The organism is Flavobacterium resistens (assembly GCF_900182645.1).
GTDB lineage: Bacteria > Bacteroidota > Bacteroidia > Flavobacteriales > Flavobacteriaceae > Flavobacterium > Flavobacterium resistens.
Genome location: NZ_FXTA01000005.1, coordinates 419,117 through 443,998, shown reverse-complemented (window position 1 = coordinate 443,998; position 24,882 = coordinate 419,117). Strand labels below are relative to the sequence as shown.

Here is a 24,882-nt window from a genome sequence, read left to right as displayed (position 1 = left end):
CACCTCTTCCCATCCCGAACAGAGAAGTTAAGCCCGCCTGCGCAGATGGTACTGCAATTATGTGGGAGAGTATGTCGTCGCCTTTCTTTTGAGAACCCTGTTTCGTGAGTTACAGGGTTTTTTATTCTTTACTTTATTTATAGTAGTATAAATAATTTTAGGTACCTTAGCTCAGATGGTAGAGCAATGGACTGAAAATCCATGTGTCCCTGGTTCGATCCCTGGAGGTACCACATCATGCTCGGATGGTGAAATTGGTAGACACGCTGGACTTAAAATCCAGTGAACAGCAATGTTCGTGCGGGTTCAAGTCCCGCTCTGAGTACTAAAACTTCAATTGGCTTTGCTAATTGAAGTTTTTTTTTGGAACAATCTCATATATTTGATTTTTTGTGTTTTGGGGTGCTTATGTGTATTTTAAAACCTTTTCATTTGGCTTTGTTATCTTTAACTCTCTTCTTTAAAATATAATGATAAATTTGTTTCCTTATAAGTTAAAGTATGAACGAGCTAATTACCGTTATAAATAGTTTTCAAAAGCTAGATGCTGACACTGAAAATGCGATTCGGAGATTTTTTGTTGAAGAAAAGTTTAAGAAGAATGAGTTTATAATCCAAGAGCATAAAATATGCGACAAGATTTATTTCATAAGTTCTGGTGCAGTTCGAAGATTTTGTTTTGAGAATGATGAAGAAGTTACGAAGTGGATTTATACCGACAATCAATTTGTAACTTCCATGAGCAGTTTTTTTGAACAAAAACCTTCTTTTGAAATTTTTCAGGTTTGTGAGGACACAGTTGTCTATTCTTTATCATATTCTAATGAACAGCTTTTATTGGAATATCCGTTATTTTTAAAATTTCATCTTAAGCAACTACGGCATTATCTTTCTAGTATAAATGAATTTCATCATTTATTTCGTTTAATGACGGCTGAAAAAAAATATCTATTTCTATTAGAATCATTCCCTCAAATTATTCAAAAAGCAAAGCTGAAACACATCGCTTCACTAATTGGTGTAAGCCAGGAAACTTTAAGCCGAATTCGAGCTTCAATTATTTGATATTAGGTCAAAAAATAAACTTTTCTTTTTTCTAATATTTGCTTTATTATTAAACTTAGAAATATTGAAAAATGTTGAAATAGATAAGAATGCAATTATTGGAAAAAATGCCCACTTTGGTAATTTTTCTACAATTGAAAATGATGTAATTATAGGTGATCACGCTTGGATTGGTAATAACGTTACAATCTTAAGCGGTTCCAGAATTGGGAACAATTGCCAAATTCATTCAGGATCCGTAATAGGAGGAATTCCTCAGGATTTGAAGTTTGTGAATGAATATACTTTACTTGAAGTTGGTGATAATAATGTAATCAGAGAGAATGTTACTATAAATCGTGGCACTGCTTCAAAGGGAATAACTCGAATTGGAAATTTTAATTTAATTATGGCAAATGCTCATATAGGGCATGATTGTTTTGTTGGAAATAATTGTATTATTGGTTTTAGCGTTGGTATGGCTGGTGAAGTGATTGTGGATGACTGGGTTAATATTAGTGGTCTGAGTGCGATTCATCAATTTTCCAGAATTGGTGGTCATTGCATGATTAGTGGTTTGAGTAGAATTGTTCAAGATATTCCTCCTTATATAACTGTCGCTCACGAACCTTTACGATTTGCCGGATTAAATATTGTTGGTCTTCGTAGAAGAGGTTTTTCTTCGGAGAAAATCGAAGAGATTAAATCAATTTACAAAATCATTTTTCAGGAAAATAAAAATACTAGACAAGCTTTGGATTTTATCGAACGAAATTTCAAACCTACTTTTGAGCGCGATGAAATTCTTAATTTTATTAAATTTTCAAAACGTGGAATTGTAAAAGGAATAGAATAATAAAGAGGCTTCAATTTTTTGTATTGGAGCCTCTTTATTTTATGAATTAAGATTAAAGATGAAAAATTACCTTTATCAATTTTCTATTCGTATTTCAGGTATTTCAAGATATCTGTTTTAGTTGCCTGATATGCGCGAGCTAAAACAATTATTAAAGTTAGAAATAATAGTAGAATAAATCCAGAAAGAAATGGTGTTATCGTAATGTCAATTCTAAATGCAAAATTTTGAAGCCATTTATTCAATAGGAAGTAAATGGGGAATAATGCAATTAAAAAGCCTATTATACAATATAAGATATATTGCTTAGATAATTCTTTGAGTAAAACATTTGTTTCAGCCCCTAAAGTTTTTCTGATTGCAATCTCTTTCATTCGTCTTTGGATTGAATATGATGCCAATGCAAATAATCCAAATAATGCGATAAGAATTACGACTATATTTAATAGTAAAAAAAGATTCTTTTGTTTGACATAAGACTCATATGTTCGCGCATATTCTTTATCGACAAAATCATATTTAAATGGATATTCGGTGTCAACTTTTGTTTTCCAAAATTTCTCAATATCTGTAATTGAATTTTGAATATTGTCGGATTTTAATTTAATATAAATACGATTTATTTCTGGAGCCATCCCTAATGTTTTTATATGATAAAATGTAATTGGAGGTACTTCAACTTCGGGACTTAATAAATTAAAATCTTTCACAATTCCGATAATATTCATTGATTGGTTTCCGATTTTTATTTCTTTTCCAATTGGATCCTTGATATTCATTAATTGCAATGATTTTTCATTTAGCAATACTGAGTTAATGGTATCTGAAGCAAATTTTGGATCAAAATTTCTTCCTTTTATTATTTTTATGTCCAACAAGTCGAGCATAGCATAATCAAGTCCGATGGCTTTCTGCTTGAATAACACACCATGATACCAAATGGGCCAAAAAGAATGATCGGTTCCATCGAATGAAAGAAGACCTGTTGAAACTTTTTCAACACCTTTAATTTTTTTTAATTCCTGCTTGATCGTTTCATATCTGTCAAAAATATTTTTTGCGGCATTTTCTCCCTGATAATAAGATGAAGGAAGATTCAATGAAATCGCAAGAACTTGGTTTCCTTTAAAACCCAAATTTTTATTATTCAAATAATTTACTTGCTCGTAGACAATAGAAGATCCTATGATGAAAAATGTAGCAATTGCAAATTGGAAAATAAGCATTCCATTTCGAAGCCAAACACCACTTTTGCTTCTTTCATAATTGCCTTTAAGAACTTTTAAAGTTTCAAAATTAGCAACGTAAAGCGCTGGAAATATACCAGAAACTATTATTGTTACGATGAAGACTATTATTAATTGGATATAAAACTGTGCTTCAATGATTCTTAGATTCTTTCCTAAAAATGAATTATAGTATGGCAATACCACTTCTACGATTACTAATGCTAAAAGAATTGAAAATAGTGTGATGAGAACAGTTTCAAATATAAACTGATTGACAATATCTCTTTTTGAGGCGCCTAAAATTTTACGCACGCCAACTTCTTTGGCTCGCTTAATGGCATTTGCTGTTGCCAAATTAATATAATTGACAATAGACAAAACAAGAATTAAAACGGATAAACCTGCCATTATCATTAGAAACTGGTAATTGCCTCTACCTTCTGGATAGCCATCTGTAATCGAATGTAATCTGGCTTTTGAGAGAGGTTCCATATAAACTTTGAAGTTTCCAATTTTCTTAACCATTTCTGCTGGTGTAAAACCTGCTTGTTTGGCACTTCTTACAATAATCTCATCATAAAATACTTTTTCAAGCATTTTTCTGGTTAGATCTGCTTTTGATGGATCTTTTAGTTTCACTAATAATTTTAAAACAAAAAGGCCGGGATTTTGAGCAGGATCTGCTAGATTTTTCATTCGATTGACTACTATATTTGGCGCTATCGAAGAATTCCCAGGAATACGATATACAGCACCAATCGTAAGTATAGTGTCAAAACATTTGATTTGCTTGCCCACTGGATTTTGATTCCCGAAGAAACGTTGTGATAATTTTTCGGAGATGGCAATACCGTTCTCGTCTTTTAGAGCTGATGTTGCATTTCCATAAATGATTTCAAAAGGGAAAAGAGTAAAGAAACCGCGTTCTGCATTAATGATTTTATCAACAAATTCTTTTTGTCCGTTGTACATCACTTTGCTTTTTTGATACCATTCATCTGCGTATACAACAGTTTCGACATTGGGATCACTTTCTAAATGCGGTTTTAAACGTACCGGGTTATTTGTAGTAACAGGCATGTCGCTTAATTGCGCCAAAACCTGATAGACATTCTCTTTTTCCGGATTCCAGGCATCGTAACTTTGTTCGTCGTTCCAATAAAGTAATGCGAAGATCAAACCAGAAATTCCAATTGATAATCCTAAAACATTCAAAGCTGTAAAAAGCTTGTTGTTTTTAATTTGGTAAATAAATATATTGATCCAGTTTTTTAGCATCTTATTCGTATTTTAAATATCGTAGAACTTCAACTTTTGTTACTTGGTAAGCTTTTGCCAAAACGATTGTCAATGTCAGAAATAGTAAAGACACAAAAGCGATTAAAAAAGGTAAAATCGGAATATCAATTCTGAAGGCAAAATTTTCGAGCCATTTTTGCAATAACAGATAGGCCGGAATAATTCCGATTAGAAAACCAATTACACAAAAAATCACATATTGTTTTGATAATTCTTTGAGCAATATATTGGTTTCGGCACCGAGCGTTTTTCTGATGGCGATTTCTCTTAATCGTCTTTCCATAGAAAATGAAGCTAAAGCAAACAATCCGAAAACGGCAATAAGGATTACGATTATATTTAATAAGGCAAATAAGTTTCTTTGGTTTTCATATTTCTTAAAATTTCGGGCGTAGTTTTTATCGACAAAATTATATTCGAATGGATATTCAGAATCTACTTTTTGAGTCCAAAATTTATTAATGCCAGCAATAGTTTCTGAAATATCATCTGGTTTTACTTTAATGAAGATATGTCTGATATCATCTTTTACGCCATTTATTTTGGTGACATAAAAGAAAACCATTGGCGCAATTTGACTCTCAAGTCCGAAATAGTTGAAATTTTTGACAACACCAACTATTTTGACTTTTTGATCTCGCCATAAAATGGTTTTGTTTAAAATATCTTTTTCTGGAATCATTTTCGCAGCTTCTTCATTTATAAGAACGGACGAAATTGTATCTGAAGAAATAGAAGGATTTAATTTTCTCCCTTTTATAACTTTAATATCCAACATATCCAGCATATCTAAATCCATTGCCATTTCTTGTACTAAAAAGGGTTTCTCATTTTTGTAATTTGCGCTTGACCATGAATTTTCCTGAGATCCCATTGCAAATAATGCTGTCGAAACACCTTCGACACCTTTTATTTTCAGGGCTTCTTGTTTTAAAACTTTGTATCTCTCATATTGTGTTTTTCCTTTTTTAGGTTTAAAAGTAATATCTACAACTTGTGATCCTTTAAAACCTAAATCTTTTTCGGCCATAAAATTGACCTGCTTGTAAACTATAAAAGAGCCAATAATAAAAAAGGTTGCAATTGCAAATTGTAAAACCAACATTCCGTTGCGAAGCCAGATTCCTTTTTTGCTTCGAGAGAAATTTCCTTTCAAAACTTTTAAAACTTCAAAATTCGAAACATAAACAGCTGGCAAAACTCCTGAAACAAGAATGACAAGCAACGTAATTAGTACTAATTGCGTGTAGAATTGAGCGCCAACCAGAACCAAATTTTTATCTAGAAATGAATTATAATAGGGCAATAAAACTTCGACAAGTACTAATGCCAGTAAAGCGGAAAAAATCGTAATTAATGCCGTTTCAAAAACAAACTGAATTACAATTTGTCCTTTTGTGGCGCCAGTAATTTTTCGTACTCCAATTTCTTTGGCTCTTTTTATGGCATTTGCAGTCGCCAGATTAATATAATTTACAATAGAAAGTGATAAAATTAAAATCGACAAGCCCATTAAGATTAATAGATATTGCATGTTTCCGTTTGGCTCAGAAAAAGGAGTGCTTCCGGTATATAATTTTGCTTCTGGCAATGGCAATAAACTTGCTTTTACAGGATCGCCGTACTTTTTTATAAATTCAGTCACGGTCATTCCTTCTTGTTTTGCGTACACTTTTGTGCAATTTTCAAAGAATAAATTATCTAACGTTTTTATAATTCTGCCTGTGGTATTCGGATTCTTAATTTTAAGAACCAGTCCGTAATGATAACTCCATTGATCTTTTGTTCGCTCGATGTCATCATCAATAACGGTTGTGACAGCTTCGGGCATTACAGACGATTTTTCAGAAAGATCATAAACGCCCCGAACAGTAAAAAACTGACCATTATATTTGACTAATTTTCCCATTGGATTTTCTGTTCCAAAAAGTCGTTCGGCAGTTTCTTCAGATAAAGCAATACTGCTTCGGTCCTGAATTGCCGTTTTGCCGTTTCCATGAATAAATCGGTAAGGAAAAAAAGAAAAGAAATTACTTTGAGCGGTAAAAATCTTGTTTAGTACTTCCTTTTTGTCATGATATGAAATAACATCTTTAGCATATTCGGCATAAAAATAACAATAGCTTTCTACGTCTGAAGAAACTGCTTTTAACATTGGGCCGGTTGTTGCCGCATTTGTTGTCCAGATATTATTTCCGCCAATGTCATTTAAGACCGAATAAATCTTGTCTTTTTCGGGATTCCATTGATCATACGAATGTTCATCGTTCCAAAAAAGAATCGCAAAAATCAAAGTCGCCATTCCGATTGACAATCCCAAAATATTCAGAATCGAAAACAGTTTGTTGTTTTTGATGTGATAAAAAAATGTGTTGATCCAATTTTTTAGCATGACTCTAGTTTTTAGAATTTACTAAAACGTCAACATTTCGATGATTCTGTTTTTCAGAAAGAATAACACCATCTTTCATTAAAATGGTTTTTTGCGAAAAAGAAGCATCATAATCCGAGTGCGTAACCATCAAAATTGTAGAACCGCTGGCATGAAGATCAGTTAGTAATTCCATAACTTCATTTCCGTTTTTACTGTCCAGATTTCCGGTTGGCTCATCGGCTAAAATAATTTTCGGATTATTGATTAAAGCTCTTGCAACCGCCACACGTTGTTGTTGTCCACCCGAAAGTTGTTGCGGAAAATGTTTCAATCGATGAGAAATTCCTAGAATTTTGGCCATCTCATTTACTTTTTGTTTTCTTTCAGAAGATGGAACATTGTTGTAAATCAAAGGCAATTCGATATTGTCATAAACCGATAATTCATCAATCAAATTAAAGTTTTGGAAGATGAAACCGATATTTTCTTTTCTGGCTTTCGATCTTGATTTTTCTTTCAAACCAACCATTTCCTGATCAAGCAGGACATAACTTCCATCTGAAGCGCTGTCCAAAAGCCCGACAATATTTAATAAAGTCGATTTTCCACTTCCGGATGGCCCCATTATCGAAATAAAATCGCCTTGATTGATTGTTAACGAAATTTCACTTAATGCTCTGGTTTCTAATTCCTCAGTTCTAAATACTTTTGAAAGCTTTTTAATGGTAATCATAATGGATTGTTTTTAGTTTTGATTGATTTTCTCTTTTTAGATTTTTCCCTTCGGAAGTAAAAGAAACGCGTCTGAAAATTAAGATAATTAACAATGCAATTTTTTGTTATTTTTACTTTCGAAAGAGCTTAATAATTAGTGATTTACTAGTACAATTGTGATTTTTATGCCAAAAATTTAAACTTTGTAACTGCTTTATTTTTAATATTTTATTTTCTGAAAAAAAGCTTCACTGTCCATAACTGGACACCTTTCGTCCAAAACCGAACAAAAATGAAAAAGACAAATGCATCAATTTTAATCATCGACGATCAGGAAGACATCCTTTTTGCGTCAAAAGTCTATCTGAAAAAGTATTTTGAGAACATTTATACACTTAATAATCCGAAAAATATTGTCGAATTATTGGCAAAAAATACCATTGATGTTGTTTTGTTGGATATGAATTACAGAATTGGTTTTGAAGATGGAAGGGAAGGTTTGTATTTATTGAAAGAAATAAAAACGCTTTCGCCGAAAACAGTTGTTATTTTAATGACGGCTTTTGGAAAAGTGGAAACGGCTGTTGAAGGTTTGAAATCTGGTGCTTTTGATTATATTTTGAAACCTTGGGAAAATAAAAAACTATTAGAATCGGTAAAACAAGCTGTTGATAAATCTCGAAAAGATCAAAAGAAAATTAAAAGTCCTGAAATTGTTGATGATTTTTTTATTGGCAATTCTGAAATCATAAAAAAAGCGTATTCTCTTGCCGATAAAGTTGCAAAAACTGATGCCAATGTTTTGATTCTTGGTGAAAATGGAACTGGGAAATTCGTTCTGGCGCATCATATTTTTTCACAGTCTGAAAGAAAAAATCAGCCATTTATTAATGTTGATTTGGGCGCTTTGAATTCGAATATTTTCGAAAGCGAATTATTCGGATATGCAAAAGGCGCCTTTACAGATGCGAAAACCGATACGCCGGGACGTTTTGAAATGGCGCAAAACGGAACTATTTTTTTAGATGAAATCGGAAATGTACCTCTTCATTTACAATCAAAATTATTGCAGGTGATTCAAACCAAAACGGTAACTAGATTAGGCGAAACAAAACCAAGACCTTTAAATGTTAGAATTATTACGGCAACTAATCTGAATTTAAAACTCGAAGTTGCCGACAAAAATTTCCGCGAAGATTTGTATTACCGAATTAATACAATGGAAATTATTTTGCCTCCGCTTCGTGAAAGAATCGAAGATAAAATTCCTTTAGCCGAATATCTTTTGGAGAAAATCAGTGAAAAATATGGAAGAAGCCAAATTACTTTTGACAAAAAAGTTTTGGAACAAATTGAAAAACATGCCTGGAACGGAAACATCCGCGAAATGGAAAATAAAATCGAGCGCGCTATTATTCTCTGCGAAAACAATAAAATAACAGTTTCCGATTTAGATTTGGAGCAAATCACCGAATATGAAAATCTGGATGATATTCAGCTTTCTTCGGTTGAAAAAGCTACTGTCGAAAAAGCACTTTTGAAACACAATAATAATATCAGCAAAACTGCCGAAGAACTCGGTTTGTCAAGAGGTTCTTTATATCGTCGTTTAGAAAAATATAATATCAGCACCAATTAATATGCTTAAATCATTAAAAACATATCAACTTCTTTTTTTGCGGTTAATTTTGATTTTGGCCGGAATTGAATTTTCTATTTATCTGCATAAAATCAATTTTGTTTTTGCACCTATTTTCGGTTTTTTAATTGTTTTTCTTCTGATAATTGAATTGTATAATTATGTGAAAAGCATCATTTTACTTTATGACAAAACCATTTCTTCGATTATTCAAAACGATTTTAGTTCGGATTTTTCGAAGCATAAATCGAAAGAAAATGATTTGTTTCAGTTGTATGATATTTTGAAAAACAAACAAAACGAGCAGGTTTCAAAAGACATTATTTATACTTCGATTTTAAATAATATTGAAACAGGAATTATTATTCTACAAAAACAAGAAAAAGATTGGAACGTTTTTTTGATGAACGATTATTTTTCGACGCATTTTAATGTCCCGAAATTCTCAAAATGGAAATATCTAAAAAGTCATTTGCCTTCATTATGTGATATTATTGAAAAAGATGATTTTCAGGAAATAAAAACTTCAATTGAAATCAGTATCAATCAGCAAAATTCGCAAACTTTTGTTTTGCAGGCGTCGCGAACGGAGATTTTTAAGAATGATTATTTTATTGTTTTACTAGATTCGATTCAGAATGTTGTCGAGAAAAAAGAGAAAGATGCCTGGATTAATTTGATGAAAGTGATTTCGCATGAACTCCTGAATTCGATAACGCCAATACGCTCGATTTGTCAAAATCTGCAGGATTTGGTTGAACAGGATTCGTTGTCTTCTGAAGATTTGGAAGACATAAAAAACAGCGTTGAAACCATGCTCAGACGAAGCGATCATTTGCAGAAATTTGTCGAAGGTTATCGAAAACTAGCGATGCTTCCTTCGCCAAAAAAACAAAAAATAGAATTGAAAGATTTGGTGAATAATAGTCTCGATATTATGGAATCAATGTTTAAAAAGGAAAATATCGAGATTGTAAATTCAATTTCGCGTCATTATTTCATTACGGTTGATGCACAGCAAATCGAACAAGTTTTAATTAATCTTTTAACGAATTCGATAAATGCTCTTAAAAAGACAAATCAAAAACAGATTTTCATTTCGGCGGAAGCCAAAGAAAATAGAACTTTTATAAAAATTGCAGACAACGGAATTGGAATCGAAAAAGAAATCGAAAACAAAATTTTCCTGCCGTTTTTCACCACCAGAAATGAAGGCGCCGGAATTGGTCTGACTTTATCCAAAAATATTATTGAAGCGCACGGCGGTTACATCAATTACAAAAATGAAAACGAAAAAACAGTTTTTGAGATTTGTTTGATTGAAAATTAGTTTCAGCTGAAATAGAATTATATTCGCATAAAACATCTTTTCAAATCATGATATTAGCCTTCGATACTTATTATTACGACAATAAAGCCAAAACAGTCTGCTTAGAATTTACAGAATGGAACCAAGAAAAAGATTTTAAAGTTCACACTGAAATTATTGATAATGTCTCAGAATATATTCCGGGAGAATTTTACAAAAGAGAACTGCCTTGTATTCTTAGTTTGTTGAATAAGATCGATTTAAAAGAAGATACGATTATAATAGTTGATGGTTTTGTATATTTAGACGACGATAAAAAATACGGTTTAGGTGGACATTTATATGAAAAGCTAAACAAGAAAATTCCAATTATTGGTGTTGCCAAAACTAATTTTGCCAGTATTGAAAAAGATAAAAAACCTTTATTTAGAGGCGATAGTAAAAAACCTTTGTTTGTGACTTCTATCGGAATTGATTTGGAAGATGCTTTTCAGAAAATTGAAAGTATGGCCGGCGAATTTCGAATTCCGACTTTATTGAAAGAAATGGATCGGCTGACAAAGGAAATTTAAACCAAATTCAATTGTAGTGAGAAGATGAAAATGATAATCCAATCTCTTTTACCCGAAGATTCTATTTCGCATTTTGTTCATAGCTTCTGGATGGTGGAAAACAAATCGGGAAAGGATATTCCTGGAACAATTCTTCCAAACGGAATGGTGGATATGACGCTTATGAAAATGAATTCAGAAGAATGGGAAATGTCAATTCGTGGACTCGATACAATGCCTGGTCAGGTAATAATTGCTAAAGATGCCAAAATATTTTCTGTTGGATTTAAACTTTTGGCCGTAGAATATTTATTTGGAGATTCTGTTAAAGATGTTTTAAACGGAGGAAAAGAAATTCCGAATGATTTCTGGCAATTTGTGGAGTTTGACACTGAAAGTTTAGAAAATTTTCAGAAAAAAGTAACGCAGAAAATCAATTCAATTTCCATAAAACCAATAGATGAAAGAAAGAAAAAATTATTTGAACTGATTTATTCCTCACACGGAACCATTTCGGTAAAAGAACTTTCTGAAAAAGTATTTTGGAGCAGTCGTCAGATCAACCGTTATTTTAATCAGCAATTCGGGATTTCACTTAAAGAATATTGCAAGATTTTGCGTTTTGGATCTTCGTTTAAAAATTTAAGTGAAGGCAAACTTTATCCCGAATTAAATTTCACCGATCAAAATCATTTTATCAAAGAAATCAAAAAATACTCCGGCGTTACGCCAAAAGAACTCAGCAAAAATACCGATGAACGTTTCATGGATATTTTGGCGATTAAAAAACTGCCTCCACAAAACGACTGATTTTTACTATTTCAGCAACTGCTTTCTTCGCAATTTTGTATCACATTAAACGATACAAAATATGTTACTTCAAAATAAAAAAATAGCCATTATTGGCGCTGGGCCAGTTGGTCTTACCATGGCAATATTATTACAACAGAAAGGAATCGATGTTTCAGTTTACGAAAGAGACAAAAATGCACAAACCAGAATTTGGGGCGGAACGCTTGATTTGCATAAAGGTTCAGGACAGGAAGCAATGCAAAAAGCAGGATTGTTAGAACAGTATTTTGAACTCGCAATTCCGATGGGAAGAACCATTGCAGACGAAAAAGGAAATGTTTTATCTGTTCAAAAAATAACTCCGCAAGAAGCTCAGGATAATCCCGAAATCAATAGAAATGATTTAAGAACTTTATTGCTCGAAAGTTTAAAAGAAAAAACTGTTATCTGGAATAGCAAAGTAACTGAACTTGAAGCAAAAGACGGAAAATGGATTTTGCATTTTGAAAACAAAGAAACCGCAATCGCAGATTTTATTATTGGAGCAAATGGCGGAATGTCGGCAATTAGAAAATATATTACTGATGCCGAAGTTGAAGAAACTGGAACATACATGATTCAGGGCGAAGTTTCGGATGCTGAAATTTCATGCAAAGACTTTTTTAATTTATGCGATGGCAATATTTTAATGTCTGCTTACGATGGTAATTTATTAGTTGCAAATCCGAAGAATAAAGATTCGTTGAGCTATAATGTCATTTTTAAAACGCCTTTAGATTGGACTTTAGAAAATGAATTAAATTTTAAAGATACAGAAAGTATAAGTTCATTTCTGATAAATCGTTTCTCGGAATGGAATGAAACTTATAAAGAATTATTTCGCGCAACAGCATTTTTTGTGGGATTGCCAACGCGAAAAATTTCATTAGAAAATGAATGGAAAAACAATCGCATTTTGCCCATAACGCTTATTGGCGACGCAGCGCATTTAATGCCTCCTTTTGCCGGGCAAGGAGCAAATATTGGACTTGTCGATGCGATGATTTTGGCAGAAAATCTTTTGGATGGAAAATTTAAAAGCATTGAAAACGCAATTTCAGATTATGAACAAAGAATGTTTGTTTATGCCAAAGAAGCGCAGAAAGAAACCAGAAATAATGAACTTACAATGCGGGATCCAGATTTTTCTTTTCTGAAATTTGCCAATTAAATTTTTTTAGGTATTCATTTTTAGTTTGAACGTTATTTGTTTTGCCAAATAAAAATGTAATTTTATGACTACTAAACTATAAATTATGGCTACCAAAAAACCAGAAGAAATGAGCAATGAAGAATTGCTTAAAAACGAAAAATTAATAAAAACAATGCTTTACATTTTGATTTTTTTCGCGTTGATATTGTTTGCGGCGGGAATTTGGCTCACGATTGTAAAACATAAATTTAGTGCTTTAACAGTTATTCCACTATCATTAGGAATAATCGCATTAGCAAATGCAAACAATTTAAAAACTTTGCAGAAAGAGAAAAAAAGCAGAGGATTGTAATTATGTTTGAGTAAATAATTTTAATTATAAAAAAGGCTTCTTAATTTTTAAGGAGCTTTTGTTTTTATAACTTGATCGGAAATCTCTAAATGACAAGCAAAATAAAATCGCCAAGCTTTTAAGATGTGATGAAAAATCGAAAGGATACTAATACGGAATTTTAAAGTTTCAGGTTTCAAGTTTCAGGTTTCAAGTTACTCAACTTAACGTGAAACCTGAAACCTGAAACCTGAAACTTGAAACCTGAAACAAAAAAACGTATATTTTTAGTGAGAAACCGCTTTTAAACCAACAATAGAACCAACTAAAGTTGCTAAAAAGAATAATCTCCAGAAAGCAGCAGGTTCTTTAAAAACAAAGATTCCAACCAATACAGTTCCGACTGCGCCAATTCCTGTCCAAACCGCATACGCAGTTCCTAGAGGTAATGTTTCAGTCGCTTTCATTAATAAAAGCATGCTTACAGTTAAAGATATGAAGAAACCAATGTACCAATAGTACATTTCCGTTCCAGTTGTTGCTTTTGCTTTTCCGAGACATGATGCGAAGGCTACTTCAAATAGACCTGCAATGATTAAAATAATCCAGTTCATGTAGTTAAATTTTGAGGTGCAAAGTTCCTTCATGAAAGGCAGAAAAAATTTAACAAATGATAAAAAATGAAGTTATTTTAATTCTGCTCGAATTCTGCTTAAACTGACTTGAGTAATTCCTAAGTAAGAAGCAATATGTCCTAATTGCACTCTTTGCAATAATTCAGGATGATCTTTCATTAATTCTAAATATCTTTCAGAGGCATTTTTGAATTGCTTGGAAATCAATCTTTCTTCGGTTTTGATCAATTCTTTTTCAGCGAATTTCCGACCCCAGTTTGCAATATGAACATCTTCATTAAAGAGTTTTCTAAGATTTTCAGTTTTGAGTTCGTATAATTCACAATCTTCCAGAAGTTCGATATTTTCATATCCTGGCTGATCTTCTACATAACTTTTCATTGAAATTACGGTTTCGCCTTCTTTTCCAAACCAAAATGTGACTTCATTATCTCTTTCTACAAAAGCTCTTACCAATCCTTTTTTTATAAAATAAATATTTGGTTCTATTTTGTTTGCTTTTAATAAAATATGCCCTTTCGGGAAAGCAATTTCAGAGACATTATTTTGCAAAGCCAATTTTGACTGCTCGGGAAGTTCATAAATAAGATCAAGGATTTTGAAAATATCCATCAATGGAATTTTAGTATTTTAGAATAAAGGTAAAAAGTAAACGGGAAATGAGCGATATTTTAATAAAAAAATCCCATTTCGATTTGAAATGGGATATAAAACGGCCTCTGCGATGAGCTATTATAAACAGAAGCAATTTTTAACCAAAAATTAAACTAATTTATTCCTCCACCTAAAGCTTTATAAAGCAACACTTGTGAGTTTGCATTTCGCAATTGAATATCTACAAAGTCAAGTTCGGCCTGCAGTTTGTTTTTCTGGGCGTTGATGATTTCCAGATAATTGGCATAACCACTCAAATACAAATCGTTTGAAACATTTACCGCAATTTCAAGATGATCAATTTCTTTCAATTTGTATTTTAGCACATCTTCAAAAGCTTCATTTCTGTGGAGTAAAGCACTTAATTCATTGAAAGCTGTTGTAACAGTGTTTTGGTATTGAAGGAATGAAATTTCCTGTCTTCTATTTGAGACATAAAATTCCTGTTTGATTTGTCCTTTATTAAAAACCGGAGCTGTTAGACCACCCAGCAATTGCCAAGCAAAAGAGCCAGCATCAAAAAGTGTGTTGAATGAAAACGAATTGAAACCGGCATATCCGCCCAGATTTACAGTTGGGAAAAAGGCAGCTCGAGCCGATTTTGCATCGGCATTGCTGGCTAATAATTCGAAATAAGCTTCAGAAACATCGGGTCTTTTATGAATAATAGAATCTACACTGATTTTTTGGTTTAAAACCTCCAAATGTCCAGCTAGAAAATCGTTGCTTCGGTCAATTTTCCCGCCATATTCACCCAAAAGAGTCAATAAAGCTTTTTCGGTTTGATCGATGCTTAAGTTCAATTCCGAAGCTTCGGCATGAATATTATTGTTTTGTGCATTAAATTGTTGTACAGCCAATTCTGTAGCTTTTCCAACTGATCTTTGTGCTGAAACAATATCAAGCGCTCTTTCCTGGGTTTTTAAGTTTTTATTGTAAATGCTTGCTTGTTTGTCTAAAGCAATCAATTTAAAATACAGATCAGCAATATCGCCCAAAAGGCGTGTCTGCAATAATCGCATTCCTTGCTGAGAGGCAAAAAATCGTTGTTGTGCCGCTTTTTTGCGATTACTTAATTTTCCCCAGATGTCGGCTTCCCAAGAAACTTTTGCTCCTAGAAAAAAGTTAGGAGAAATATTCTCGTTGATTTTTTGTTTGTCAGTAATATTTTGAGAGAAGTTAGTGTCGAAATTACCAACACCTTCCATTGTATATTTTCCGAAATGCGTTCCAGAAGCATCTGCAACCAAATCTAAAGAGGGAAGAAGCGCCAGTTTTGCTACTTTTAAATGCGAATTGGCAATGAGGATTCTTTCCTGCATGATTAAATAATCAGGATTTTTGGCGATGGCTTTTTTTAATAAAGCTTCTAATTTAGAGTCTTTAAAAAAGGTTTCTGTTTTTAATGGAATAAAAGTTTCGCTTGATGCTTCTTTTCTTTGTGCATCAAAATTTTCTGGAAGCTTTGCAGCGTCTAGTTTCGTACTGACTTTTGGTGCAGCACAAGCTGTCAAAAGTAAAATTCCGGTTATGATAACGGCACTCTTGGTTGTCCTTATCACATCAGTATTTTTATATTGATTTAATATATTTTTCATTGTTTAATTTATTTGTTCAATCTGCAGTTTTTTTGTTTAACATATAGAAACATAGATTTTTCTTTTCGAAAAGGGAGTTGAAAGAAACTAGTTTCGAACACCTACCTATGTGTGTTTATGCTAGTGAAACGCCTTTTTTTAGATTCTCTAAATCCTATCCCCGATAGCTATCGGGGCTATGTGTAAAAAAAAAACACATTAAGATTTGCTCATTCGTTTTTCAAGTTTGGCAAACAAAATGTAAAGTCCCGGAATAATCACAAGACCAAACACAGTTCCAATCAACATTCCTCCCGCAGCAGCAGTTCCAATCGAACGGTTACCAATAGCACCCGCACCAGAAGCGATACATAGCGGAATCAATCCGGAAATAAAAGCAAAAGAAGTCATCAAAATAGGTCTGAAACGAAGTCTCGCACCTTCAATGGCAGCTTCGGTAATATCTTGGCCTAATTTATTTTGCGCCATTGCGAACTCTACAATCAGAATGGCATTTTTGGCGAGCAGACCAATCAGCATGACGAGTGCTACCTGAGCATAAATATTATTGTCTAATCCGACCATTAAAAGAGCAAGATAAGAACCAAAAACTCCGACAGGAAGACTTAATAATACAGGAAATGGAAGCAATAAACTTTCGTACTGTGCCGCCAATAATAAGTAGACGAATAAAATACACAATGCAAAAATGTATATGGTTTGGTTACCCGAAAGAATTTCTTCACGTGTCATACCTGACCATTCGAGTTCAAAACGGCTCGGAAGTTTTTCGGCTGCAATTTTTTCAACTGCAGCAATGGCATCTCCAGAACTGTAACCTTCAGCCGGTTCACCGTTAATCATTGCGGACATATACATGTTGTAACGCGTTAAAACCTCAGGACCGTAAACTCTTTCTAATTTGATGAAAGTAGAAAACGGAACCATTTCGCCTGCATCATTTTTCAGATACATATCCAGAATACTTTCAGGATTTTGACGAAACTGCGGACTTGCCTGAACCATTACTTTATACATTTGAGAAAAACGGATAAAATTGGTTGCATAAAAAGAACCTAACATGGTCTGCAAAGTGCTCATGGCATTATCTACAGAAATCCCTTTTTTAGCCGCAAGATCATAATCAATATGAATTAAATACTGCGGAAAAGTGGCATCAAAACTAGAAAACGAGTTCTGAATTTCCGGCGAGGCATTTAGTTCTTTAATAAAGTCTTTTGTTACTTTATCGGTATTGGTAATACTTCCTCCGGATTTATCTAATAAACGAAGTTCGAAACCACTGGTGTTACCAAAGCCGGGAACTGTTGGTGGCGCAAAAATTTCGATTTGCGCATCGGAAATGTTTTTTGTTTTTTCTGTAAGTTCCGCCATAAATTCGGTTACAGAAATATCGCGGTCGTTCCAGTCTTTTAAGTTGATCATTCCCATTCCATAAGAAGCTCCGGCGATTTCAGTAACAATACTGTATCCTGCAAGCGTCGTTACGTTGTCAACACCTTTAATTCCTTTTGCAATTTTTGTGACTTCGTCCAACGCTTTTTCGGTACGTTCTACGGTTGCTCCCTGCGGAGTTGTAACACTCACGTAAACCATTCCCTGATCTTCAGTTGGGATAAATCCTGATGCTAAAAATTTGGTTGTACCCCAAGTTAACAAACAAAACAAGACTAATAAACCAATTGTAACTGTACTGCGGTCAGCGAATTTCACTAATACTTTGATGTATTTTGAAGTAATATTATCAAACCAATTATTAAATCTTAAGAAGAATCTATCTAAAAGCGATTTTTTCTCCTTATTTGGATCGTGTGCTTTCAACATAATAGCACAAAGTGCAGGAGTAAGGGTAAGTGCATTAATTCCCGAAATAACAATACTAATTGCCATTGTCAATGAGAACTGCCTGTAGAAAACCCCGACTGGACCGCTCAAAAATGCAACTGGAATAAATACAGCGGCCATTACAATCGTAATTGCAATAACGGCTCCGGTAATTTCTTTCATGGCACTAATTGTTGCGGGCAACGGTTCCATGTGTTCTTCGGAGATTTTTACGTGAACGGCTTCGACGACGACAATCGCGTTATCGACCACAATTCCGATAGAAAGTACTAAGGCAAAAAGCGTCAATAAGTTAATCGAGAATCCCATCATTGACATAAAAGTAAACGAACCGATAAGTGCGACCGGAACTGCTAAAACCGGAATTAAAGTCGATCTCCAATCCTGAAGGAAAAGGAAAACGACAAATGCCACCAAAATAAAAGCTTCAACCAAGGTTTTTAAAACTTCATCAATCGAAGCATCCAGAAAACGTGAAACGTCATAGGCAATATTAAATTCCATTCCCGGAGGAAAAGACGAAATTTTCAATTCGGCCATTTTTTCTTTTACACTCGCAATAACTTCCGAAGCATTTGAACCCGGACGCTGTTTTAGCATGATGGATGCAGATGGCTTTCCGTCAGTTTTAGAAACCATTCCGTAACTCATGGCTCCAAATTCAATCTTCGAAATATCTTTTAATCTTAAGATTGTTCCGTCTGAATTGGCTCTTAAAGCGACATCTTCATACTGTTTTGGTTCAAAGAATTTTCCGCCATACTTAATTACATATTGTAACTGATTGTCCAATTGTCCGGAACCTTCACCAACTTTACCCGGCGCAGCAGAAATGTTTTGTTTTTGAAGTGAACTAATTACTTCATTTGCCGAAATATTGTACGAAAGCATTTTTTGCGGATCCAGCCAGACACGCATCGAATATTCCTTCTGTCCCATGATTTCTGCACGTCCGACACCATCAATACGTTTTAATTCTTGAAGGATATTAATATCCGTAAAGTTGAAGATAAACTGCTCGTCCTGCGTTTTGTCCGTACTTGTAATATTTAAGTACATCAACATACTGTTTACCTCTTTTTCGGTCGTAACTCCGGCACGAATTACCTCTTCCGGAAGTTCGTCCAGAATGGTGGTAACCCTGTTCTGCACGTTTACGGCAGCAAGATCAGGATCGGTTCCTACTTCAAAGAAAACCTGAATTAAGGTTAAACCATCGTTGGAAGTTACGGTTGACATATAGGTCATTCCCGGAACTCCATTTATGGCTCTTTCTAGTGGAAGAGCGACGGCATTGGCCGAAACCTCTGCGTTTGCTCCTGTGTATTTTGCTGTAACGGTTACAGACGGTGGAACAATATCTGGGAATTGGGTAATGGGAAGCTGAAACAATGCCAGCAATCCCAGAAGGACTATCATAACCGAGATGATTAATGACAATATTTTCCTTCTGATAAATAACTCTATCATTTTAAATTTTTTAGATAAATAATTAAATAACTGTTTTACAATGTGATAATCTACATTTGTTTCATGTTGATTTTATCGCCGTCTCTCAATGATTGGGTACCTTCCTGTACAATTAAGTCGTCGCTTTTTAGACCTTCATTTAGGATATATACATCATCAAGAGTAGTTTCAATCGTAACATTGGTCATTTTAACTACTCCATCTTTGTTCACGCGGAATACATATTGTTTGTCCTGAATAGAAAAAACAGCTTTCTGCGGAATTAAAATTGCATTGGTTTTAGGCTCTGAAATAATCAGTTTGCCTGAAGTTCCGTGCTTGATAAATCCTTGCGGATTATGAAATTTTGCCTTGTATTGAATCGAACCGGTTTGTCTGTCGATTTCTCCGTCGGCAGTTCTTAGTTCTCCCTTTTGACCGTAAACCATTCCGTTTGGCAATACTAATTTAATATCGCCTTGTGTGTTTAAGGTTTTGTCTTCCATCATCTGGAAATAGGTGTTTTCAGGAATTGAGAAATAAGCGTAAACGTCATCTAACTGAGAAACGGTTGTCAGTAATGAACCGTTTTCAATCAGACTTCCTTCTTTAAACGGAATTCTGTCAACTGTCCCGTCAAACGGCGCGCGGATTGTGGTAAAACTTATTTGCTGGTTGATTGCTTTTCGTTCTGCGACAGCGTGAGCCACTTTCGCGGAAGCGGCATCATGTTTTGCTTTAGATAATTCTAATTCTTTATCTGCAATTACTTTTTTATTGAAAAGGGTTTGTGCTTGTTCTAATTCTACAGTTGCGATTCTTAAATCGGCTTTAGCGCTTTTGTAAATGGCTTCGGCTTTTAAAAGCTGTATTTGGAGTTCGACATCACTTATTTTGAAAAGGATTTGCCCTTTTTTTACTTTTTGTCCTTCGCTAACGTAAACTTTGTCTAATAAACCTGGAATACGAACGTGAATTTCTACATTGTTTTTAGCGTGCACATCGGCAACAAATTTGCTCGAAACTATGGTATCTTTTAAAGTAACTTTATAAACAGGAACTGTTTTTATGTTGTTTGAATCTTTTTTGGATTTATCGCCACACGATATTAAAACAAATAAAGCCAAGGCGCATAAAAGGAATGGGTTTTTATAAATATTAATCATTAGGTTTTAATTTTTGAATAAATAGATCTTCTCCCTTGCTACTTTAATGTAGGGAGTGTGAATTTGGAATTGAAAAACAGAAATGTGTTCGGATACTTCTCTTTTTCGAAAAGTACCGAGTTAGAAAATGTTTTTACAACGAGAGTTATTCATGTACTGTAAAGACATGAAAAATTAGCCCAGAAATAAATCTGAAACTGAAAAACCAACAAATTTTGTAGTTTAGAAAAGTTGGTACAAATGCAAATAAGTATGCCTTTGAACCTGGTATATTGAAGCTATACCATATATTAAGCTTTTTTTATAAAGCTTGAAGTTTATTAAGTTGCTAAAATACGGAGCCTTGATCGTACTTTGTTGTGAAATAGTTGCTCTGGATTTTATTTTCTTCTTGATGATATAATGAACTTCTAGATTTTTTGAAGAAGAAAAATCAGAAGAGGAAAGTGAGTCGTCTGTGGCAACACTATCCAATGTAATACAATTAGAAAAAGAAATGGACTGCTGAACCGTTTCGGCGCCTCTGAAGAAAGAGAGCAGCGATAACAAAACGATATATATGAACTTTACAGGTTTCATTTACAGCACAGCAGGTTTATAAAGTTTTATTCCTTAAATCTTAGGATTTATAATTGTTCAAAGTGCGCCAAATATACTAATTTGAAAAATAAGGTTTCTTAATTTTGTTTTAAAACAACCAGATTTAAATATTTAATATTAATTGAAGTTGGTTTTTGTGAAAAAAAAATCACATTATGATATTCGGCAAATTAGAAAAACAAGTTTATGCTTTTCAAAAGGCCTTACAAATGAATATCGAACTTATTGAGAATATTTAGAAAAAATATATGTGAAAGCTCCATCATTTCTGATGGAGCTTTTTAATTGAGTGCAGTGGTTACATTCCCGGCCAATACAAAAAATTGAATTTATGACCGTCAGGATCACTGAAACCAAAAGTATAGCCTTGTTGGAAATTTTCGGGTTCAGAAAAGATTTTTGCACCAGCTTTTTTGACAATTTCATACCATTCATCTACATTTTCCCGGCTATCTGCTGATAAAGAAAAGATGATTTCATTCTCATTTTTCGTGTCGGCGGATTTGCCTCTTAAAGCATTGTCAAACCTTTCTGGAATAAAAAAATTAATAGCAAAATCATTTTCGCCATAAATAAAACTTACTAATTCTTCGGTTTCTTTGCCGTTTTGTTGAAATCCCAGATCCGAATAAAATTGAATTGTTTTTTGCAAATCATGTGAAACAAAGTTTGCCCATATCATTCTAGTTTTCATAAACTTTAGTTTTTAGAATAGTTAATAAACTAAGTTAGCAAATTAATGTCTTACATACTTTTAATGAAATTGTAAAGTTTTGTTCTGGCAATCTTTTATCTTAATTTTGTACGATTGCCAGAAGATGCGAAGGCTGAAAAATAAAGAAGAAATAAAAGTGAAAAAGGAAGAAACAAGCTGGACTATTTGTGAAGAATGTCAGGGAAGAGGAAAAAAAAGCCAGCGGATCAGCAAAAAGGTAAAGCTTCGCTATCAATTGGAATTAGAACAATTTCAAAATAATGGCAAAGAAGGAAAAGCGCCAGTTCCTCCCAAGGCACATATGAAAACGTGCTTAAATTGTGACGGATCTGGATTAATTCACGCTTTAAATGCTCCAATTGCTGATTCAGAAAAATATCCTCACATTGCGATTATCGGTGGTGGAATTGGTGGAACAGCTTTAGCTGTCGCTTGTCTTCACCGAAAAATCCCCTTTACTCTTTATGAACGAGATAATAATTTCGAAGCCCGATCACAAGGTTACGGACTCACTTTGCAACAAGCCAGTAAAGCAATGGCAGGATTGGGAATTTTGAAATTAAAAGATGGAATAGTTTCCTCAAGACATTTAGTTCACACTACGGAAGGAAAAGTTATTGGTGAATGGGGAAACAGAAAATGGATTCAATCTGATTCTAAAAAATCCCAAAAACGTTCCAATATTCATATCGCCCGACAATCTTTGCGTTTAGAACTTTTGGAACAGCTTGGTGAAAGTGATGCCATAAAATGGGGATATCAATTAATCGATTTTAAGCAAAAAGAAGAAAACGTTGAGCTCAGTTTTAACGTAAATGGCGAAATAAAAAAATCCACAGCCAATATTGTAGTTGGTGCCGACGGAATTCGTAGTTCTGTACGAAAACTTTTGATTGGTGATGAAGTTGCGCCTTTGCGTTATTTGGATTGTTTAGTAATATTAGGTATTTGTCCTTTGAGTGCGCTTGAAGGTGTTGAAAGTTCTTTATTAGATTCGGCTACGGTATTTCAAACTGCCAACGGAAACGAACGAATTTACATTATGCCCTATAAATCAGATTCTGTAATGTGGCAGCTTAGTTTTCCGATGCCTGAAAATGAAGCAAAAGAATTAAGTTTAAAAGGTGTGAAAGCACTGAAAGAAGAAGCTGGTAGAAGAACGCAGTGGCACGATCCGATTCCACAAATTCTAAAAGCTACTGAGGAAATTCATATTTCCGGTTATCCTGTTTATGATCGCGAATTGCTTCATTCTGAGTTATTAAAAAATGGAGGAAATGTTACGCTTATTGGTGATGCAGCGCATCCAATGAGTCCGTTTAAAGGACAAGGCGCAAATCAGGCTTTGCTGGATGCACTTTCGTTGGCACGAGGTATTGCAAAAGGATGTAAATCTTTATCACATTGGAAAAAAGCAGGATTGCGAGAAAGTGTTTTAAATGAATTTGAAGCCGAAATGCTAAAACGAAGCGCTGTAAAAGTAAAAGATTCTGCAGATGCTGCGCAATTTCTTCATTCTGAAATTGTACTTCACGAAGGTGACGAGCCGAGAGGGCGTTGTTTGAACAAAAAAAGATCTTAGAAGTTTCTGGTTTCTGTTTGAGATTTATTGTGATAAATTGTTGTAAAACAGTTTTTTGTAATTATTCGTACTTATAAATAAAAAAAGTCGTACTATTTTGTTTAAAGCAAATGAGTACGACTTTTTTTATTCGGTCGCGTAGCCAAGACTTCTTTCTCAAATTTGTATCGAAATAAATTTCTAACCTAAAATTCGATACAATGAAAACTTCAGTAAAATTTTTAGCAGTACTATTATTAATAAGCAACTTTTCTTTTGGACAAGATATTTCTAAAAGAATTGATTCGATAATAAAGGACAATTATCAAAAAAATCCAAAGGTTGGTATAAGCGTCGGTTTTATTAAAAATGATGACGAATATTTCACGGACTATGGTAATTTGAATTCCGAGAGTAAAATTCAAATCAATAAAAATTCGTTATTCGAAATTGCATCGATTACTAAAATTTTAACTTCAAATTTGATTGCGCAAGCCGTTATTGAGAATAAAATAAAAGTAGATGATTATATAGACAATTATCTTCCGAAGGAATATGTTTTGCAAAAAAATCTTCAAAACAAAATAAAAATTTCAGATCTGGCTTCTCATCAATCTGGTTTGCCTGACATCGATTTTGGAAAACTAATAGAATTAAATCCGCAACAGCCTGTAAGTAATGTGACCGAAAAATCATTGGCTGATATAATCAATAATTGCAGTGAACTGAAAGATTATGGTAAATATCGTTATTCTACAATTGGATATACTTTACTCGGGCAAATAGTAGAAAAAGTGTATAACAAGAATTACGATCAAATTATTAGAGAAAAAATAATTGTACCGTTAAAAATGAAAAATACATTTACGAAAGATTTTAATGTAAAAAACATTACAACAGCTCACAATCCTGAAGGTGGTATTCAGGAATTCTTTAAATGGAATGTTACTGCGCCTGCCGGATTAATAAAATCAAATGCTGCTGACATGGTTACCTATTTAAAAGCGGTTTTAAACAGCAAAACTTCAATAGGGAAAGCAGCAATCATTACTGAAAAAATCTTTTATAAAGATCAAAAAAGAGAAATGGGTTTAGGCACAAATATTGTCACTGATGATAAAAATACAATCTATATGAAATCAGGTGATTCAATGGGACAATCTTCAATTATTTGTTATAACCGAGCTAAAAATTGGGGTATTATTATATTATTAGACCAAAGAAATTCAAAAATGAGACAAGATCTGTTGAATACAATTTATGATACTGTTTTGAAATAATAAAACTTAAAATTGGATTTATAATCAGTCAAAATTTGAACATGTTGAA

General features: G+C 33.5%; 20 protein-coding genes, 2 tRNA genes and 1 rRNA gene. 13 read left to right on the top strand and 10 right to left on the bottom strand.

All coding sequences use genetic code 11. The features are described 5' to 3' along the window. From rrf to lpxA, 5 genes are all read left to right on the top strand, one after another. Window positions 1-86, top strand: a 5S ribosomal RNA gene (gene rrf / locus FN795_RS19130); the annotation flags it as partial. 74 nt (window positions 87-160) lie between these two features. After that, window positions 161-233: transfer RNA gene (locus FN795_RS19125), tRNA-Phe, on the top strand. Window positions 234-239: 6 nt separating this feature from the next. Next, window positions 240-325: transfer RNA gene (locus FN795_RS19120), tRNA-Leu, on the top strand. A 176-nt stretch (window positions 326-501) separates the two neighbouring features. Next, window positions 502-1,065 (top strand): Crp/Fnr family transcriptional regulator, encoded by a 564-nt coding sequence (locus FN795_RS19115; protein ID WP_142452079.1) that lies wholly within the window; start codon window positions 502-504, stop codon window positions 1,063-1,065. 64 nt (window positions 1,066-1,129) lie between these two features. After that, window positions 1,130-1,900 carry an acyl-ACP--UDP-N-acetylglucosamine O-acyltransferase gene (gene lpxA / locus FN795_RS19110; protein ID WP_142452078.1) on the top strand — a complete coding sequence of 257 codons (771 nt, stop codon included), beginning with the start codon at window positions 1,130-1,132 and terminating at the stop codon, window positions 1,898-1,900. Between the two features lie 83 nt (window positions 1,901-1,983). On the opposite strand, the gene FN795_RS19105 is transcribed toward lpxA, so the two are convergent. The 3 genes from FN795_RS19105 to FN795_RS19095 are packed head-to-tail and all read right to left on the bottom strand — an operon-like array spanning window position 1,984 to window position 7,535. After that, window positions 1,984-4,407 (bottom strand): ABC transporter permease, encoded by a 2,424-nt coding sequence (locus FN795_RS19105; protein ID WP_142452077.1) that lies wholly within the window; start codon window positions 4,405-4,407, stop codon window positions 1,984-1,986. Between the two features lies 1 nt (window position 4,408). After that, the gene (locus FN795_RS19100; protein WP_142452076.1) at window positions 4,409-6,820 is read right to left on the bottom strand and encodes an ABC transporter permease; all 2,412 of its coding nucleotides are present in this window, start codon (window positions 6,818-6,820) and stop codon (window positions 4,409-4,411) included. 4 nt (window positions 6,821-6,824) lie between these two features. Continuing rightward, window positions 6,825-7,535, bottom strand: a complete 711-nt coding sequence (locus tag FN795_RS19095) for an ABC transporter ATP-binding protein (protein WP_142452075.1) — start codon at window positions 7,533-7,535, stop codon at window positions 6,825-6,827. A 273-nt stretch (window positions 7,536-7,808) separates the two neighbouring features. Between FN795_RS19095 and FN795_RS19090 the strand changes: the two genes are divergently transcribed. From FN795_RS19090 to FN795_RS19065, 6 genes are all read left to right on the top strand, one after another. Next, the gene (locus tag FN795_RS19090) at window positions 7,809-9,155 is read left to right on the top strand and encodes a sigma-54-dependent transcriptional regulator (RefSeq protein ID WP_142452074.1); all 1,347 of its coding nucleotides are present in this window, start codon (window positions 7,809-7,811) and stop codon (window positions 9,153-9,155) included. Window position 9,156: 1 nt separating this feature from the next. Beyond that, window positions 9,157-10,485, top strand: a complete 1,329-nt coding sequence (locus tag FN795_RS19085; RefSeq protein WP_142452073.1) for a sensor histidine kinase — start codon at window positions 9,157-9,159, stop codon at window positions 10,483-10,485. 47 nt (window positions 10,486-10,532) lie between these two features. Beyond that, complete coding sequence (locus FN795_RS19080) at window positions 10,533-11,036, top strand: endonuclease V (protein ID WP_142452072.1); 504 nt, start codon at window positions 10,533-10,535, stop codon at window positions 11,034-11,036. 24 nt (window positions 11,037-11,060) lie between these two features. Continuing rightward, window positions 11,061-11,825 carry a helix-turn-helix domain-containing protein gene (locus FN795_RS19075; RefSeq protein WP_142452071.1) on the top strand — a complete coding sequence of 255 codons (765 nt, stop codon included), beginning with the start codon at window positions 11,061-11,063 and terminating at the stop codon, window positions 11,823-11,825. Window positions 11,826-11,886: 61 nt separating this feature from the next. Beyond that, window positions 11,887-13,017, top strand: coding sequence for an FAD-dependent oxidoreductase (locus FN795_RS19070; protein ID WP_142452070.1), 1,131 nt, complete (start codon window positions 11,887-11,889; stop codon window positions 13,015-13,017). Between the two features lie 85 nt (window positions 13,018-13,102). After that, the gene (locus FN795_RS19065) at window positions 13,103-13,351 is read left to right on the top strand and encodes a hypothetical protein (RefSeq protein WP_142452069.1); all 249 of its coding nucleotides are present in this window, start codon (window positions 13,103-13,105) and stop codon (window positions 13,349-13,351) included. Between the two features lie 266 nt (window positions 13,352-13,617). Here FN795_RS19065 and FN795_RS19060 read toward each other — a convergent pair whose 3' ends face one another. The 7 genes from FN795_RS19060 to FN795_RS19030 form a co-directional block, all read right to left on the bottom strand. Beyond that, window positions 13,618-13,944 carry a DMT family transporter gene (locus FN795_RS19060; RefSeq protein WP_026728926.1) on the bottom strand — a complete coding sequence of 109 codons (327 nt, stop codon included), beginning with the start codon at window positions 13,942-13,944 and terminating at the stop codon, window positions 13,618-13,620. A gap of 72 nt (window positions 13,945-14,016) precedes the next feature. After that, window positions 14,017-14,577 (bottom strand): Crp/Fnr family transcriptional regulator, encoded by a 561-nt coding sequence (locus tag FN795_RS19055; protein WP_142452068.1) that lies wholly within the window; start codon window positions 14,575-14,577, stop codon window positions 14,017-14,019. A gap of 155 nt (window positions 14,578-14,732) precedes the next feature. Further along, window positions 14,733-16,217 (bottom strand): TolC family protein, encoded by a 1,485-nt coding sequence (locus FN795_RS19050; RefSeq protein WP_142452067.1) that lies wholly within the window; start codon window positions 16,215-16,217, stop codon window positions 14,733-14,735. Window positions 16,218-16,415: 198 nt separating this feature from the next. Beyond that, a complete protein-coding gene (locus tag FN795_RS19045) occupies window positions 16,416-19,532 on the bottom strand; it encodes an efflux RND transporter permease subunit (RefSeq protein ID WP_142452066.1) in 3,117 nt (1,038 codons plus the stop codon). Between the two features lie 50 nt (window positions 19,533-19,582). After that, window positions 19,583-20,677: an efflux RND transporter periplasmic adaptor subunit gene (locus FN795_RS19040; RefSeq protein WP_142452065.1), complete on the bottom strand. Its 1,095-nt coding sequence runs from the start codon at window positions 20,675-20,677 to the stop codon at window positions 19,583-19,585. A gap of 222 nt (window positions 20,678-20,899) precedes the next feature. Next, a complete protein-coding gene (locus tag FN795_RS19035) occupies window positions 20,900-21,256 on the bottom strand; it encodes a hypothetical protein (protein WP_142452064.1) in 357 nt (118 codons plus the stop codon). Window positions 21,257-21,575: 319 nt separating this feature from the next. Next, entirely contained in the window at window positions 21,576-21,971 is a 396-nt protein-coding gene (locus FN795_RS19030; RefSeq protein ID WP_142452063.1) for a VOC family protein, read from the bottom strand. A gap of 124 nt (window positions 21,972-22,095) precedes the next feature. Here FN795_RS19030 and FN795_RS19025 point away from each other — a divergent pair, with 124 nt between their 5' ends. Both FN795_RS19025 and FN795_RS19020 read left to right on the top strand, forming a co-directional pair. Beyond that, entirely contained in the window at window positions 22,096-23,574 is a 1,479-nt protein-coding gene (locus FN795_RS19025) for an FAD-dependent oxidoreductase (RefSeq protein WP_142452062.1), read from the top strand. Window positions 23,575-23,774: 200 nt separating this feature from the next. Next, window positions 23,775-24,833 (top strand): serine hydrolase domain-containing protein, encoded by a 1,059-nt coding sequence (locus tag FN795_RS19020; protein ID WP_142452061.1) that lies wholly within the window; start codon window positions 23,775-23,777, stop codon window positions 24,831-24,833. The last annotated feature ends 49 nt before the right edge of the window (window positions 24,834-24,882 follow it).

Coding starts and splice junctions, on each gene's coding strand:
- FN795_RS19100 (WP_142452076.1), bottom strand. CDS start 6,820: ATGCTAAAAAATTGGATCAACACATTTTTTTATCACATCAAAAACAAC.
- FN795_RS19020 (WP_142452061.1), top strand. CDS start 23,775: ATGAAAACTTCAGTAAAATTTTTAGCAGTACTATTATTAATAAGCAAC.
- FN795_RS19090 (WP_142452074.1), top strand. CDS start 7,809: ATGAAAAAGACAAATGCATCAATTTTAATCATCGACGATCAGGAAGAC.
- FN795_RS19030 (WP_142452063.1), bottom strand. CDS start 21,971: ATGAAAACTAGAATGATATGGGCAAACTTTGTTTCACATGATTTGCAA.
- FN795_RS19050 (WP_142452067.1), bottom strand. CDS start 16,217: ATGAAAAATATATTAAATCAATATAAAAATACTGATGTGATAAGGACA.
- FN795_RS19055 (WP_142452068.1), bottom strand. CDS start 14,577: ATGGATATTTTCAAAATCCTTGATCTTATTTATGAACTTCCCGAGCAG.
- FN795_RS19105 (WP_142452077.1), bottom strand. CDS start 4,407: ATGCTAAAAAACTGGATCAATATATTTATTTACCAAATTAAAAACAAC.
- FN795_RS19075 (WP_142452071.1), top strand. CDS start 11,061: ATGAAAATGATAATCCAATCTCTTTTACCCGAAGATTCTATTTCGCAT.
- FN795_RS19080 (WP_142452072.1), top strand. CDS start 10,533: ATGATATTAGCCTTCGATACTTATTATTACGACAATAAAGCCAAAACA.
- FN795_RS19035 (WP_142452064.1), bottom strand. CDS start 21,256: ATGAAACCTGTAAAGTTCATATATATCGTTTTGTTATCGCTGCTCTCT.
- FN795_RS19060 (WP_026728926.1), bottom strand. CDS start 13,944: ATGAACTGGATTATTTTAATCATTGCAGGTCTATTTGAAGTAGCCTTC.
- FN795_RS19070 (WP_142452070.1), top strand. CDS start 11,887: ATGTTACTTCAAAATAAAAAAATAGCCATTATTGGCGCTGGGCCAGTT.
- FN795_RS19040 (WP_142452065.1), bottom strand. CDS start 20,677: ATGATTAATATTTATAAAAACCCATTCCTTTTATGCGCCTTGGCTTTA.
- FN795_RS19095 (WP_142452075.1), bottom strand. CDS start 7,535: ATGATTACCATTAAAAAGCTTTCAAAAGTATTTAGAACTGAGGAATTA.
- FN795_RS19085 (WP_142452073.1), top strand. CDS start 9,157: ATGCTTAAATCATTAAAAACATATCAACTTCTTTTTTTGCGGTTAATT.
- FN795_RS19065 (WP_142452069.1), top strand. CDS start 13,103: ATGGCTACCAAAAAACCAGAAGAAATGAGCAATGAAGAATTGCTTAAA.
- FN795_RS19025 (WP_142452062.1), top strand. CDS start 22,096: ATGCGAAGGCTGAAAAATAAAGAAGAAATAAAAGTGAAAAAGGAAGAA.
- FN795_RS19115 (WP_142452079.1), top strand. CDS start 502: ATGAACGAGCTAATTACCGTTATAAATAGTTTTCAAAAGCTAGATGCT.
- FN795_RS19045 (WP_142452066.1), bottom strand. CDS start 19,532: ATGATAGAGTTATTTATCAGAAGGAAAATATTGTCATTAATCATCTCG.